The sequence below is a fragment of the Ramlibacter sp. genome, from assembly GCF_035706265.1.
Classification (GTDB): Bacteria; Pseudomonadota; Gammaproteobacteria; order Burkholderiales; family Burkholderiaceae_C; genus Ramlibacter.
In genome coordinates this window covers 14,348-28,470 of record NZ_DASSVG010000562.1, presented here as the reverse complement: position 1 = coordinate 28,470, position 14,123 = coordinate 14,348, and the positions used below count along the sequence as shown (strand labels likewise).

Sequence of the window (14,123 nt, the reverse complement as noted above, 5' to 3'; positions counted from 1 at the left end):
ACCGGGATCGAGAGCTTCGAGATCATGGCGATCCCGTTCTTCATCCTGGCCGGCAACTTCCTCACCCATGGCGGCGTGGCGCGGCGGATGATCGAGTTCGCCACCTCGCTGGTGGGGCACTGGCACGGCGGCCTCGGACTGTCGGCGGTGCTGGCGTGCGCCTTGTTCGCGGCCGTGTCGGGCTCCTCACCGGCCACCGTGGTGGCGATCGGATCCGTGCTGATCCCGGCGATGGTGGCGCAGGGTTATCCGCGCCGCTTCGGTGCCGGCGTGGTCACCACCAGCGGCGCGCTCGGCATCCTGATCCCGCCCTCGATCGCGATGGTGCTGTATTCGGTGTCGACCAACACCTCGGTGGGCAAGCTGTTCGTGGCCGGCGTGGTGCCCGGCGCCCTGCTGGCCACCATGCTGGGCCTGACGACCTGGTACCGCGCCTGGCGCAACGGCTACCCGCGCATGCAGCGCGCGCCCTGGCCGCGCCGGGTGCGCGCCGGGCGCGAGTCGTTCTGGGGCCTGATGCTGATCGTGATCGTGCTGGGCGGCATCTATTCCGGCCTGTTCACGCCCACCGAGGCGGCGGCGGTGAGCGCGGTGTACGCGTTCGCGATCGCGGTGTTCGTCTACAAGGACCTGCGGTTGTCCGAAGTGCCGCGCGTGCTGCTGGCCTCGGCCAACATGAGCGCGATGCTGCTGTACATCATCACCAACGCCGTGCTGTTCTCGTTCCTCATGACGAGCGAGCAGATCCCGCAGGCGATGGCGGGCTGGATGGTGGAGCGCGGACTCGGTGCGGTCACCTTCCTGCTGCTGGTGAACGTGATGCTGCTGCTCGCCGGCAACGTGATGGAGCCCTCGTCCATCATCCTGATCATGGCGCCGATCCTGTTCCCGGTGGCGACGCAGCTCGGGATCGACCCGATCCACTTCGGTGTGCTGATCACCGTGAACATGGAGGTGGGGCTGTGCCACCCGCCGGTGGGTCTGAACCTCTATGTCGCCTCGGGCATCGCGCGGATGGGCATCACGGAACTCACAGTGGCGGTGTGGCCGTGGCTGGTGACGATGCTGGTGTTCCTGGGCCTCGTCACCTACCTGCCGGAGATCTCGCTGGCGCTGCCGCGGTTGCTCGGGATGTGAGGCGCTCGCTGCGCTCGCGCCATCGCTGGGCTTCCTTCGTCAGCACCAGCCTCTCGAACGCGCCGCTGCGCCTTGGCGCGCCGGTGGGATGGCGCATTTCGCAGGCTGGCGCTGGAGCGATGGCGAAAGCCCAGCGATGCGCGAGCGCAGGCGAGCGCTGCGCCTCGCCTACTCGTACGCCGACATCGGCACGCAGCTGCAGAACAGGTTCCTGTCCCCGTACACGTTGTCGACCCGGCCCACTGGCGGCCAGTACTTCAACTGCCGCCCCGAGCCCGCCTTCGGGTCCGCCATCGCGGCGCCGAGCTCGCGCGGGTAGGGATGCTTCCACTCCCCCACCAGCAGCGACTCCGCCGTGTGCGGCGCGTTCTTCAGCGGGTTGTTGTCCTGCGGCCACTCGCCCGCCTCGATCCGGCGGATCTCCTCCCGGATCGCGATCATGGCGTCGCAGAAGCGATCGAGCTCCTCCAGCGTCTCACTTTCCGTCGGCTCCACCATCAGCGTGTTGGGCACCGGGAAGCTGAGCGTGGGCGCGTGGAAGCCGTAGTCCATCAGCCGCTTGGCGACGTCCTCCGCCATCACGCCGCTCGTTTCCTTCAGCGGCCGCAGGTCCAGGATGCATTCGTGCGCGACGTGGCCGTTGGCGCTGGCGTAGAGCGTGGGGTAGTGCTCGCGCAGGCGCGCGCTCACGTAGTTGGCGCTCAGGATCGCCGCCTCGGTGGCGCGCGTGAGGCCCTCGGCGCCCATCATGCGGCAGTACATCCAGGAGATCGGCAGCACCGCCGCATTGCCCAGGGGCGCAGCGGAGATCGCGCCGACCGGATGCTCGGCGAGGCCGCCGGTGCGGTGGCCGGGCAGGAAGGGCACGAGGTCCTCCACCACGCACACCGGGCCGACGCCCGGGCCGCCGCCGCCGTGCGGGATGCAGAAGGTCTTGTGCAGGTTCAGGTGGCTCACGTCGCCGCCGAACTCGCCCGGCGCGGCCACGCCGACCAGGGCGTTCATGTTGGCGCCGTCCACGTAGACCCGGCCGCCGTGCTGGTGCACCAGCGCGCACAGTTCCTTCACCTGCATCTCGAACACGCCGTGCGTGCTGGGGTAGGTGATCATGATGCAGGCCAGCCTGTCGCTGTACTGCTCGCACCTGGCCTTCAGGTCTTCGAGGTCGACGTTGCCGTTGTCGTCGCAGGCCGTCACCACCACCTGCAGGCCCGCCATCTGCGCGCTGGCCGGATTGGTGCCGTGGGCGGAGGAGGGGATCAGGCAGACGTTGCGGTGCGCCTGGCCGCGGCTTGCGTGCCACGCCTTGATCGCCAGCAGGCCGGCGTATTCGCCCTGCGAGCCGGCGTTGGGCTGCAGGCTGATGCCGGCGTAGCCGGTGGCTTCGCACAGCCAGGCGCGCAGCTGCTCGTCGAGCTCCGCGTAACCTTGCAGCTGGTCGCGCGGCGCGAACGGGTGCACGTGGGCGAACTCGGGCCAGGTGATGGGGATCATCTCGCTGGTGGCGTTCAGCTTCATCGTGCAGCTGCCCAGCGGGATCATCGTGCGGTCCAGCGCCAGGTCCTTGTCCGAGAGGCTGCGGATGTAGCGCAGCATGCCGGTCTCGCTGTGGTGCGTGTTGAAGACCGGATGGGTGAGGAAGTCGCTGGTGCGCCGCAGCGCCGGCGGGATCGCGGGCTCGATGCCCTTCTCGAAGGCCGCGAAGTCCGGCAGCGCCTGCCCCGGCTTGGCGAACACCTGCCAGATCTGGCGGATGTCCTCGCGCGTGCTGGTCTCGTCGAGCGAGATGCAGATGTACTCGTCCCACGCCTGCCGCAGGTTGAGGCGCATCGCATGGCCGCGCGCGATGAAGTTGGGCGTGGCCTCGCCGGTGTGCAGCGAGATCGTGTCGAAGAAGGCAGCGCGGCGCGGGGCGTGGCCCAGCTGCTCCAGGCCCTTGGCCAGGATCGCCGTGTACGCGGCCACGCGCTGCGCGATGCGCCGCAGGCCCTGCGGGCCGTGGTACACCGCGTACATGCTGGCGATCACCGCCGGCAGCACCTGCGCCGTGCAGATGTTGGAGGTGGCCTTCTCGCGCCGGATGTGCTGCTCGCGCGTCTGCAGCGCGAGGCGGTAGGCGGGGTTGCCGTGCACGTCGACGCTCACGCCCACCAGCCGGCCCGGCATCGAGCGCTTGTACTCGTCGCGGCAGGCGAGGTAGGCCGCGTGCGGGCCGCCGGCGCCCATGGGCATGCCGAAGCGCTGGGTGCTGCCCACCACGATGTCCGCGCCCCATTCGCCGGGCGGCGTGAGCAGCGTCAGCGCCAGCAGGTCGGCCGCCACGATGAAGGCGGCCTGCTTCGCATGCGCCTGCTGCACGTCGGCGCGCAGGTCGTCGATGCGGCCGCTGGTCGCGGGGTACTGCGCCAGCACGGCGAAGTAGTCGCCGGCGAGCATCTGCTGCCATTCCTCGGCCGAATTGGCCAGCTGCACCTGGATGCCCAGCGGCCTGGCGCGGGTCTGCACCACCTCGATCGTCTGCGGGTGGCAGTCGCCCGCCACCAGGAAGGTCGTGCTCTTGCTCTTGACCATGCGCTTGGCGAGCGTCATCGCCTCCGCCGCGGCCGTCGCCTCGTCCAGCATCGAGGCGTTGGCGATCGGCATGGCCGTGAGGTCGCTCACCATGGTCTGGAAGTTCACCAGGGCTTCCATGCGGCCCTGGCTGATCTCCGCCTGGTAGGGCGTGTAGGCCGTGTACCAGGCCGGGTTCTCGAGGATGTTGCGCAGGATCACGCCCGGCGTGAAGGTGCCGTAGTAGCCCTGGCCGATGAAGCTGCGGAACACCTGGTTCTTGCGTGCGATCGCACGCAGCTCCAGCAGCGCCGCGGCCTCGGTGGCCGGCGGCGGCAGCTGCATCGGGCGCTCGCGCGCGATGGCGCGCGGCACGATGCCGTCGATCAGCGCGCGGCGCGAGGCCTCGCCGATCACGGACAGCATGCGCTCTTCGTCCGCTTCGTCGATGCCGACGTGGCGCGGAATGAATTCGGCGGGGTTTTCCAGTTCTGCGAGCGGCCGGGCGGTTTGCATCAGCATGCGAAGGTCATTTGTTGGCTTGAACGAACCTGGCGTATTCGGGCTCGTCCATGAGCGCGTCGAATTCCGCCATGTCCTTGATCAGGATCTTGAAGAACCAGCCGGCGCCCATCGGGTCCTTGTTGGCGAGCGACGGGTCGGCGCGCAGGTCCTCGTTGACTTCGGAGACTTCGCCGGCGATGGGCATGTACACGTCCGCCGCCGCCTTCACGGATTCGACGACGCCCGCCTGCTCGCCCCTGGCGTAGGTGCGGCCGACTTCCGGCAGGTCCACGAACACGACGTCGCCCAGCGCGTCCTGCGCATGCAGGGTGATGCCGACCACGGCGTACTCGTGGTCCTCCAGCTGGATCCACTCGTGCTCGGGCGTGTACTTGACGGTCATGGTTCTTCTCCTGGCGGCCTCAGCCGCGGTAGTAACGATTCGGGACGAAGGGCATGGGCGCGACCTCCATCGGCACCGGCTTGCCGCGCACCATGGCGTTCAGGCGCGTGCCGGCGGCGGCGAGTTGCGGCGGCACGTAGCCCATCGCGATCGGCCGGTCGACCGTGGGGCCGAGCAGGCCGCTGGTCACCTCGCCGACGCGCTGGCCGTGCGCATCGTGCAGCTCCACGTGCTCGCGCACCGGCACGCGCTCCAGGGCCACCAGGCCCACCCGCTTGCGCGCGATCGGCTCGCGCCCATCGAGCTGCGCCAGCACGCGCTCGGCGCCGGGGAAGCCGCCGGCGCGGGCACCGCCGGTGCGCCGCACCTTCTGGATCGCCCACTGCAGCGCCGCCTCGACCGGCGTGGTGGTGGTGTCGATGTCGTTGCCGTACAGGCACAGGCCCGCTTCCAGCCGCAGCGAGTTGCGCGCGCCCAGGCCCACCGGCTTCACCTCCGGCTGGGCCAGCAGGGCGCGGGCGAAGGTCTCGGCCTGCAGGCCGGGCACGGAGATCTCGAAGCCGTCCTCGCCGGTGTAGCCGCTGCGGGTGACGAACAGGTCCATGCCCTTCCACTGGAAGCCGGCGCCGGTCATGAACACCAGCTTCTCGACGCCGGGCACGACGCGCTGCAGCGCCTCCACCGCCTTGGGGCCCTGCAGCGCGAGCAGGGCGCGCTCCGGCATCGCGATGACCTCGCAGCGCGAGCCGATGCGCTCGTGGATGTGCGCGAGATCGCCCGCCTTGCAGGCGCCGTTGACGATCACGAACAGCTCGCCGCCGCGGTTGACGAACATCAGGTCGTCGATGATCGTGCCCTCGTCGGTGAGCAGCAGGCCGTAGCGCTGCTTGCCGGGGGCGAGGTCGATCACGTCGACCGGCATCAGCGACTCGAAGGCCGCGGCGGCGTCGGGCCCGACCAGCCGCAGCTGGCCCATGTGCGAGACGTCGAACAGGCCGGCGCCGGCACGCGTGTGGTGGTGCTCGGCCATCAGGCCGGCGGGATACTGGACCGGCATGGAATAGCCGGCAAAGGGGACCATGCGCGCACCGAGTTCGAGGTGCAGGGCATGGAGGGGCGTCTTCTGGAGCTCTTCCTGAGGGGCGGACACGCGGACTCCCAAGGGGTTGCGGGCCATCGTACACACGATGGAGTGGCCCGTGCTGTCCGCTTTACCTGAGAGATTCACCCCTTGCGGGGGCTTGCTCCTTCGGTGGGTGGCTGCCCAGCGGCAGCCGCCTCTCTCCAGCATGGAGGCGCCCCGCGAGCGGGGCGTTCGTCAGTCCTGGGTGCCTGAGCGTTGCAGCGCCTTCGGCGGCCTCGCGAGCGTGCGAGGCTCTCTCCTGACGGGATGCATTGTAGCCGGACGGTTTACTTGTACACGAGGTCGCGCAAGCCCAGCGACAGGCCCGGCACGTACGTGATCACCAGCAGGCACCCGAGCACCACCAGCACGAACGGGATCAGCTGCGTGATGATGCGGTCCAGCGAAACCTTCGCCACCGTGCAGGCGGCGAAGAGGTTGACGCCGAAGGGCGGGGTGATCATGCCCAGCGCAAGGTTCACCACCATGATCAGCCCGAAGTGCACCGGGTCGATGCCGAAGTGCTGCGCCACCGGCGCCAGGATCGGCGCCAGCACGATGATCGAGGCGCTGGTCTCGATGAACATGCCGATCACGAAGAGCGCCGCGTTCACGCCGAGCAGGAACATCGCCGGGCTTTTCAGCACGCTTTCCAGCCAGTGGCCGATCGCCTCCGGCACGCCCGCGCGCGTGATCAGGAAGGCGAACAGGCCCGCGTTGGCGATGATGAACATGATCACCGCCGAGGAGATCACCGACTTGCGCAGGATCACGTAGAGGCTGCGCACGTCGATCTCGCGGTAGATCAGCATGCCCACCACGAGCGCGTAGAACACCGCGACCGCCGAAGCCTCGGTGGGCGTGAACACGCCGCCGTAGATGCCGCCCAGGATGATCACCGGCATCAGCAGCGCCCAGCCGGCCTGCATGAAGGACTTGAACAGTGGCAGGCGGCCGTCGCCGTCGTTCTTGCCCCAGCCCTTGTACTTGCACCAGGCCCACACGAACAGCATCAGCGCGCCGCCGATCAGGGCGCCGGGGCCGAAGCCGGCGATGAACAGCTCGCCGATGGAGACTTCGGCGCTCACGCCGTACAGGATCATCGGGATCGAGGGCGGGATGATCACGCCCAGCTCCGCGCTGGTGGCCTGCAGGGCCGCGGCGTAGTTGGTGGGGTAGCCGTGCTTCTGCAGCGCCGGAATCAGGATCGCGCCGATGGCGAAGGTGGTGGCCACCGAGGATCCGGAGACGGCCGCGAAGATCATGCAGGTGAGCACGCAGGTCATGGGCAGGCCGCCCTGCACGCCCCCCACCAGGCTCTTGGCGAATTCGACCAGGCGGCGCGAGATGCCGCCCGTTTCCATCAGGTTGCCGGCCAGGATGAAGAAGGGGATCGCGGCCAGCGGAAACTTGTTGATGGAATTGAACATCTCCTTGACGGAGATCAGCATGTTGGCATTGGTGACCTGGATGCCGAGGATGGCGGACAGGCCGATGGAAACGGCGACGGAGACGCTGAGCGCGAAGCACAGCACCATCGTGGCGAGCATGGCGCTGGTCATTGGGCGGTCTCCAGTTCCTCGCGCTTCGGGTCGAGCAGGTTGCCGATGACCCCGAAGATGCAGAACAGCGCCCCCACCGGCAGCGCCAGGTAGCCCCAGAACATCGAGATCGACTCCAGGCCGGCCATCGACTGCACGCGGCCGCGCACGGCGTAGTCCCAGCCCCACCAGAGGATCACCCCGATCAGCAGCAGCGCGGCGATGCAGACCACCCAGTCCAGCGCGCGCCGTCCCCCCGGGGGCACGGTGCGGTAGACCACGTCCACGCTCACCATGGCGCCCTGGCGGAAAGCCGCCGGGATGCCGAGGAACACCATCCAGATCAGCGACAGGCGGATCAGGATCTCGCTCCACTCGGCCGGCTGTTCCAGCACGAAGCGGGTGACGATCTGGAACATGCCGAGCGCGCTGGCCACCACCAGCATGAGGCAGGCGCCCGCCATCGCGAGGCCGCTGGTGAAGCGCTCGATCCGGAGGAAGGTTTCTTTCACAGGGGGTCTCTTCTGTTCGCGGAAAGGCCCGCATGCGCGGGCCTTTTCTGGGTCCCCGCCGGCGCGGGGACGACACGGGAGGCCGCGTGTGGCGCGGCCACGCACGTCACTTGAAGTTGCGGATGCGTTCCAGGTTGGCCTTGCCGAACTGCTTCTCGAAGTCGGCGTTCACCGGGGCCAGGGCCTGGACGAACTTCACCTTGTCGATGTTGTCGATCACGGTCATGCCCTTGGCGCGCAGGTCGGCCACGCCCTTGGCGTCGTCCTCGTCCACGCGGGCGCGGTTGGCCTTCACGCCTTCCTTGGCGGCGTCGAGGAAGGCCTGCTTGTCGGCGGCCGACAGCTTGTCGAACGTGCCCTTGTTCATCACGAAGACGCAGGGCGAGTACACGTGGCCCGTCAGCGTGAGGTGCTTCTGCACCTGGTCGAACTTGGCGGAGATGATCACCGACAGCGGGTTCTCCTGGCCGTCCACCGTGCCCTGCTGCAGGGCCGTGAACACCTCGGGGAAGGCCATCGGCGTTGTGATGATGCCGAAGCCCTTGTAGGCCGCGATGTGCACCGGGTTCTCCATGGTGCGCATCTTCAGGCCCTTCAGGTCCTCGGGCAGCTTCACGTCACGCTTGCTGTTGGTCATGTGGCGGAAGCCGTTCTCCGCCCAGGCCAGCGCCTTGAAGCCCTTGGAATCGAACTTGGTCAGCAGCTCCTGGCCGATCGGGCCGTCGAGCACTGCGCGGGCATGCGCCTTGTCGCGGAACAGGAAGGGCACGTCGAGGATCTTGGTCTCGGGCACGAAGTTCGGCACCGGGCCGGTGGAGGAGAAGGCCAGTTCCTGCGTGCCCAGCTGCACGGCCTCGATCGACTCGCGTTCGCCGCCCAGCGCGCCGTTGTAGAACGTCTGGATCTTGTAGCGGCCGTTGGTGCGCTTCTCCACTTCCTTCGCGAACGTGTCGATCGCGATGCCCTGGTGCGAATTCTGGGCGGTGGAGATGCTGATCTTCATCGTGGTCTGGGCGGCGGCCAGCGAGCTGGCCAGCAGGCCGGCGGCGAGCACGGCGAAGAGCTTGGTGAACTTCATGAGGTCTCCTCGGGGACTTTCGGACAGGTAACGGACGATCATGCTACGGCCGGGCAGGCGGGCGCCACCGGACTTTTCCGGACCGTTGCCGTCATGCTGTTGTCAGCCTGCGGCGACAGTCCGTGCGTACTTCACATGTTGGTGTAGTTCGGCCCGCCGCCGCCTTCCGGCGCGACCCACACGATGTTCTGCGTCGGGTCCTTGATGTCGCAGGTCTTGCAGTGCACGCAGTTCTGCGCGTTGATCTGCAGCCGCTCGCCGCCGCCTTCGGCCGGCACGAACTCGTAGACGCCCGCGGGGCAGTAGCGGCTCTCGGGGCCGGCGAACTTCGCCAGGTTCACGTCCACCGGCACCGAGGCGTCCTTCAGCGTCAGGTGCGAAGGCTGGTTCTCCTCGTGGTTGGTGTTCGACAGGAACACCGAGGAGAGCCGGTCGAAGGTGAGCTTCCCGTCCGGCTTCGGGTACACGATCGGTTTGCACTCGGCCGCGGGCTTCAGGTACACGTGGTCCGGCTTCTCGCGGTGGATGGTCCACGGAATCGTGCCGCGCAGCAGGAACTGCTCGATGCCGGTCATGAAGGTGGCGACCGTGCGGCCCTTCTTGAACCACTGCTTGAAGTTGCGCGACTTGTTCAGCTCCTTGTAGAGCCACGACTGCTCGAAGGCCTCGGGGTAGGCCGTGAGCTCGTCGCGCTGGCGCCCGCCCGTGACGGCATCGAAGGCCGCCCGTGCGGCCAGCATGCCGCTCTTGATGGCCGCATGGCTGCCCTTGATGCGCGAGGCGTTGAGGAAGCCGGCGTCGTCGCCCACCAGCGCGCCACCAGGGAACACCAGCTTCGGCAGCGACAGGATGCCGCCGACGGTGAGCGCCCGCGCCCCGTAGGCCAGGCGCTTGGCGCCCTTGGGGCCCTCGAAGTACCAGCGGATGTTGGGGTGCGTCTTCCAGCGCTGGAATTCCTCGAACGGCGAGAGATACGGGTTCTGGTAGTCCAGGCCCACCACGAAGCCGACGGCCACCAGGTTGTTCTCCATGTGGTACATGAAGGTGCCGCCGTAGGTCATCTCGTCGAGCGGCCAGCCCGAGGTGTGCAGGGTCAGGCCCGGCTCGTGGCGCGAGGGGTCGATCTCCCACAGCTCCTTGATGCCGATGCTGTAGGTCTGCGGGTCGCGGTCGGCATCGAGCCTGTAGCGGCCGATCACCTGCTTGCCCAGGTGCCCGCGGGCGCCCTCGGCGAAGATGGTGTACCTGGCGTGCAGCTCCATCCCGAGCTGGAAGTTCTCGGTCGGCTCGCCGTCCTTGCCGATCCCCATGTTGCCCGTGGCCACGCCCTTCACGGCGCCGTTCTCGTCGTAGAGAACTTCGGCGGCGGCGAAGCCGGGGAAGATCTCCACGCCCAGGGCCTCGGCCTGCTGCGCCAGCCAGCGCGTGACGTTGGCCAGGCTGACGATGTAGCAGCCGTGGCTGACGAAGTTGGGCGGCAGCAGGAAGTTGGGGATGCGCGAGCCGCCGCGCTCGCTGAGCATCAGGAAGGCGTCTTCGGTCACCGGCTGGTTCAGCGGCGCGCCCTTTTCCTTCCAGTCGGGGATCAGTTCGTCGAGCGCGATCGGGTCGATCACGGCGCCCGAGAGGATGTGCGCGCCGGGCTCGGAGCCCTTTTCCAGCACGACGACCGAGACTTCCTTGCCCTCCTGCGCGGCCAGCTGCTTGAGGTGGATGGCGGTGGACAGGCCGGCGGGCCCGCCGCCCACCACCACCACGTCGTATTCCATCGCTTCACGCGGGCCGTACTGGGCCAGGATCTCTTCTTGGGTCATGGGAGTGTCGTTGATAATGGTCCGCAAACCGCGCGTGTGTTGCCCCCGCGCTCGCTTTCCCATTCTATTCCCGTGCAGAGGAGGGCCCTTTGGCTTACAGCATCGACCTGTCCGGGCGAGTCGCCCTGGTGACCGGCGCGTCCAGCGGCCTGGGCGCGCAGTTCGCGCGCGTGCTGGCGCGCTCCGGCGCCGCCGTGGTGCTGGCCGCGCGCCGCCTGGAGAAACTCAAGGACCTGCGGGCGCAGATCGAGGGCGAGGGCGGCGACGCGCACGTCGTCGGCCTCGACGTGACCAGCCTCGAGAGCATCCGCGCCGCCGTGGCGCATGCGGAAACGGAAGTCGGCTCCATCGACATCCTGGTGAACAACTCCGGCGTCAGCACGACGCAGCGCATCCAGGAGGTGGGCGAGGAGGACTTCGACTACGTCTTCGACACCAACGTCAAGGGTGCCTTCTTCGTCGCGCAGGAGGTGGGCAAGCGCATGCTGGCGCGGGCCCAGGGCTCGGCGCCGGGCACCTTCACGGGCGGGCGCATCATCAACATCGCCTCGATGGCGGGCCTGCGGCCGCTGCCGCAGATCGGCCTGTACGCGATGAGCAAGGCGGCGGTGGTGCAGATGACCAAGGTGCTCGCGCTGGAGTGGGGCCGCTTCGGCATCAACGTCAACGCGCTGTGCCCGGGCTACATCGACACCGAGATCAACCACCACCACTGGTCCGGCGAGCAGGGCCAGAAGCTGATCCAGATGCTGCCGCGCAAGCGCATCGGCAAGCCCGAGGACCTGGACGCGCTGATGGTGCTGCTGGCCTCCAACGAGAGCCATTTCGTCAACGGGGCCGTCATCGCGGCCGACGACGGGTTCGGAATCTGACGATGAAGCTGGAACTGCCGGAGAAGAAGAAGCTGGTCCACACCGCGCGCATGGCGATCCGCTGGGGCGACATGGACGCGATGGGCCACGTGAACAACACGCTGTACTTCCGCTACCTCGAGGTGGCGCGCATCGATTGGTTCCAGCGCATCGGCTGCAACGTCAACCCGCAGGGCGAGGGGCCGCTGATCGTCAATGCCTTCTGCAACTTCTACAAGCAGCTGGAGTACCCCGGCGACATCACGGTGAAGATGTACGCGAGCGACCCGGGCCGCAGCAGCTTCGAGAGCTGGGCCACGATCGAGCGCGACGACGATCCGGGCACCGTCTATGCCGCCGGCGGCGCGACCACCGTGTGGGTGGATTTCCCGAAGCAGAAGTCGGTGCCGATGCCGGAGTGGTTCCGGGAGCTGATCGCCTGATCCGCTACTGCGGCTTCTTCTCCCGCGGCAGCCGGCCCAGCAGGTAGAACTCGGGGTTGGGCAGCATGTTGGAGAAGCTCGCCATCCGGTTCGACAGCCCGAAGAAGGCGGTGATGGCGGCGATGTCCCAGATGTCCTCGTCGTCGAAGCCGTGCGGGTACAGGGCCTGGAAGTCGGCCTCCTCGATCTCGTGCGAGCGCAGGCACACCTTCATCGCGAAGTCGAGCATCGCGCGCTGGCGCGGGGTGATGTCGGCCTTGCGGTAGTTCACCGCCACCTGGTCGGCCACCAGCGGCTTCTTCTCGTAGATGCGCAGGATGGCGCCGTGGGCCACCACGCAGTAGAGGCAGTTGTTGGCCGCGCTGGTGGCCGTGACGATCATCTCGCGCTCGCCCTTGGTGAGCGAGCCCGTCTCCTTGAGCATCAGCGCGTCATGGTAGGCGAAGAACGCGCGCCATTCGGCCGGCCGGCGCGCCAGCGCCAGGAACACGTTCGGCACGAAGCCGCTCTTTTCCTGCACCTCCAGGATGCGCTGGCGCATGTCCTCGGGCAGGTCCTTGAGTTCGGGCATCGGGTAGCGGCTCATCGGTGGTCTCCTCCTGTCTTCCCGCGCAGGCGGGTTCCGGTACAGCATAACGCGCTGCGACTCGCACTCGGCTTCGCCTGCTGCTGCCTCTGCCGCGGGGTTGCCGGATGTGACCAATGCGGCAGGATGTGACGTAACCCTGCGGGCTGCTGCGTAGCCGTCTATCTTGGGGCATGTCCAGAGTCTTCTCCAGCCCTGCGACCTTCGTCGGCGGTTCGCTCGTCGGGGGTCTCCTGCTGGCGGCGTGGCTCGGTGCCTTCACGGGCACGGAGGAGCCGGCCGCCCCGACGCCACCTCCCGGCCCGGCGGCATTGGCACCCGCCCCGAGCCCCCAACCGGTCGTTGCCGAGACACCCGCGCCACCCCAGGCGCAGGCGGTGGCGCTCGCGCCCAACTGCCCCTCCGAGGCGCTGACCGCACCGCGCGGCGAGGGGGATGGCCGCTTCGTGCTCGCGTCGGCCTTGAACGCCGGCGCCCACGTGCAGCCCGAGGCCTTCATCGCCGTTGCACGCGAATCCGCGCGGAAGGGTCACGGCCGGGATGCCGAGGTGGCCTTGCTGGCAGCCTGCCACCTGGCGGCCCGGGGCGCCCGCAGTCCCAGCGTGGAAGAGGCCGACCTGAAGACCCAGATCGCGCAGCAGTACGTGGCACTGGCCGCCGCGGAGCCGGCCGAGGGCGCACGCGAGGGCCTGCTGCAGCGCGCGGCCGCGATGCTGTCCGAAAGCGCGATCACGTATTCGAGCGCCCTGGGGCGGCACGCTTCCAAGACCCGGTTGGCCGAGGAGCGCCTCGCGTCGCTGCGCGAACCGGCCACGCTGCAGCGCGCGCGCTCCGAGGCGAAGGACGAGTCGGAAACGCGGGTCATGGGTGCGGCCCGGCAGTCGGCACCGGAGGCGCAGGAGCCCGAGGCGCGCGCCGCGCGCACCGCCCCGGCCGCGCGGCTGATCTCCTCCGATCCGGAGCTGGCGCAGCTCGAACGCGACATGGAGCGCCTGCACGCCCAGGCGCGCAGCGTCACGCGCGATCCCGGCGGCATGCGGCAGCGCGACCGCCAGGCGCTGGCGCAGCGCGATTCGGCCTGCCACGACAAGGCCTGCCTGCTGCAGTGGTACGCGCAGCGCCGCAGCCAGCTGCTCGACGAGTTCTGACGGCCTGCGTATGCTCGCGGCTTCTTCATCCAAGGAGCCGCCCATGCCGCTGTCGCAGGATCCCGAAACCCAGGCCGGACTGGCCACGCGCCGCAAGGTGCTCGGCGACGAGTACGTGGACAACGCGCTGAACCGCGCCACGCCCTTCACCGACCCGATGCAGGAGCTCGTGACCAAGCATGCCTGGGGCAACACCTGGCAGCGCCGGGGCCTCGATCTGCGGACCCGCAGCATCGTCACGGTCTCGATGCTGGTGGCACTGAACCGGCCGCACGAGCTGAAGGCGCACGTGCGCGGGGCCTTGAACAACGGCGTGACGAAAGAGGAACTGCGGGAGATCTTCCTGCACGCCAGCGTCTATTGCGGTTTTCCGGCGGCGATCGACGCGCTCAGGACCGCGGCGGAGGTGATCGAGGCGAAGTGAGGGCGGGTG

At 68.5% G+C, this 14,123-nt stretch carries 13 protein-coding genes and 2 riboswitches; of the genes, 5 read left to right on the top strand and 8 right to left on the bottom strand.

The genetic code is table 11. The features are described from left to right. The coding region (locus tag VFM98_RS20250; protein ID WP_325111697.1) for a TRAP transporter large permease subunit at positions 1–1,137 on the top strand (1,137 nt) is incomplete at its 5' end. 168 nt (positions 1,138–1,305) lie between these two features. Here VFM98_RS20250 and gcvP read toward each other — a convergent pair. From gcvP to VFM98_RS20215, 7 genes are all read right to left on the bottom strand, one after another. After that, on the bottom strand, positions 1,306–4,209 hold the full coding sequence (gene gcvP / locus VFM98_RS20245) for an aminomethyl-transferring glycine dehydrogenase (protein ID WP_325111696.1): 2,904 nt from the start codon (positions 4,207–4,209) through the stop codon (positions 1,306–1,308). Between the two features lie 7 nt (positions 4,210–4,216). Further along, entirely contained in the window at positions 4,217–4,594 is a 378-nt protein-coding gene (gcvH, locus tag VFM98_RS20240) for a glycine cleavage system protein GcvH (protein ID WP_325111695.1), read from the bottom strand. 19 nt (positions 4,595–4,613) lie between these two features. Then, positions 4,614–5,744: a glycine cleavage system aminomethyltransferase GcvT gene (gcvT, locus tag VFM98_RS20235; protein WP_414709054.1), complete on the bottom strand. Its 1,131-nt coding sequence runs from the start codon at positions 5,742–5,744 to the stop codon at positions 4,614–4,616. Between the two features lie 42 nt (positions 5,745–5,786). Then, a riboswitch (glycine riboswitch) is annotated at positions 5,787–5,892 on the bottom strand. A gap of 11 nt (positions 5,893–5,903) precedes the next feature. Further along, positions 5,904–5,989, bottom strand: a riboswitch (glycine riboswitch). Between the two features lie 15 nt (positions 5,990–6,004). Beyond that, a complete protein-coding gene (locus tag VFM98_RS20230) occupies positions 6,005–7,279 on the bottom strand; it encodes a TRAP transporter large permease (RefSeq protein ID WP_325111693.1) in 1,275 nt (424 codons plus the stop codon). Continuing rightward, positions 7,276–7,770 (bottom strand): TRAP transporter small permease, encoded by a 495-nt coding sequence (locus VFM98_RS20225; protein WP_325111692.1) that lies wholly within the window; start codon positions 7,768–7,770, stop codon positions 7,276–7,278. The genes VFM98_RS20230 and VFM98_RS20225 overlap by 4 nt, the downstream gene beginning before the upstream one ends. Before the next feature lie 106 nt (positions 7,771–7,876). Then, a complete protein-coding gene (locus VFM98_RS20220; RefSeq protein ID WP_325111691.1) occupies positions 7,877–8,848 on the bottom strand; it encodes a TRAP transporter substrate-binding protein in 972 nt (323 codons plus the stop codon). 131 nt (positions 8,849–8,979) lie between these two features. Continuing rightward, positions 8,980–10,662, bottom strand: coding sequence for an electron transfer flavoprotein-ubiquinone oxidoreductase (locus VFM98_RS20215; RefSeq protein WP_325111690.1), 1,683 nt, complete (start codon positions 10,660–10,662; stop codon positions 8,980–8,982). 89 nt (positions 10,663–10,751) lie between these two features. On the opposite strand from VFM98_RS20215, the gene VFM98_RS20210 reads away from it, so the two are divergent. Then, positions 10,752–11,534, top strand: coding sequence for an SDR family oxidoreductase (locus tag VFM98_RS20210; RefSeq protein ID WP_325111689.1), 783 nt, complete (start codon positions 10,752–10,754; stop codon positions 11,532–11,534). 2 nt (positions 11,535–11,536) lie between these two features. Then, positions 11,537–11,956 carry a thioesterase family protein gene (locus VFM98_RS20205; protein WP_325111688.1) on the top strand — a complete coding sequence of 140 codons (420 nt, stop codon included), beginning with the start codon at positions 11,537–11,539 and terminating at the stop codon, positions 11,954–11,956. 4 nt (positions 11,957–11,960) lie between these two features. On the opposite strand, the gene VFM98_RS20200 is transcribed toward VFM98_RS20205, so the two are convergent. Further along, positions 11,961–12,542, bottom strand: coding sequence for a peroxidase-related enzyme (locus VFM98_RS20200; RefSeq protein ID WP_325111687.1), 582 nt, complete (start codon positions 12,540–12,542; stop codon positions 11,961–11,963). 173 nt (positions 12,543–12,715) lie between these two features. Between VFM98_RS20200 and VFM98_RS20195 the strand changes: the two genes are divergently transcribed. Further along, a complete protein-coding gene (locus VFM98_RS20195; protein ID WP_325111686.1) occupies positions 12,716–13,690 on the top strand; it encodes a hypothetical protein in 975 nt (324 codons plus the stop codon). Positions 13,691–13,733: 43 nt separating this feature from the next. Beyond that, positions 13,734–14,114 carry a carboxymuconolactone decarboxylase family protein gene (locus tag VFM98_RS20190; protein ID WP_325111685.1) on the top strand — a complete coding sequence of 127 codons (381 nt, stop codon included), beginning with the start codon at positions 13,734–13,736 and terminating at the stop codon, positions 14,112–14,114. Positions 14,115–14,123 lie beyond the last annotated feature (9 nt).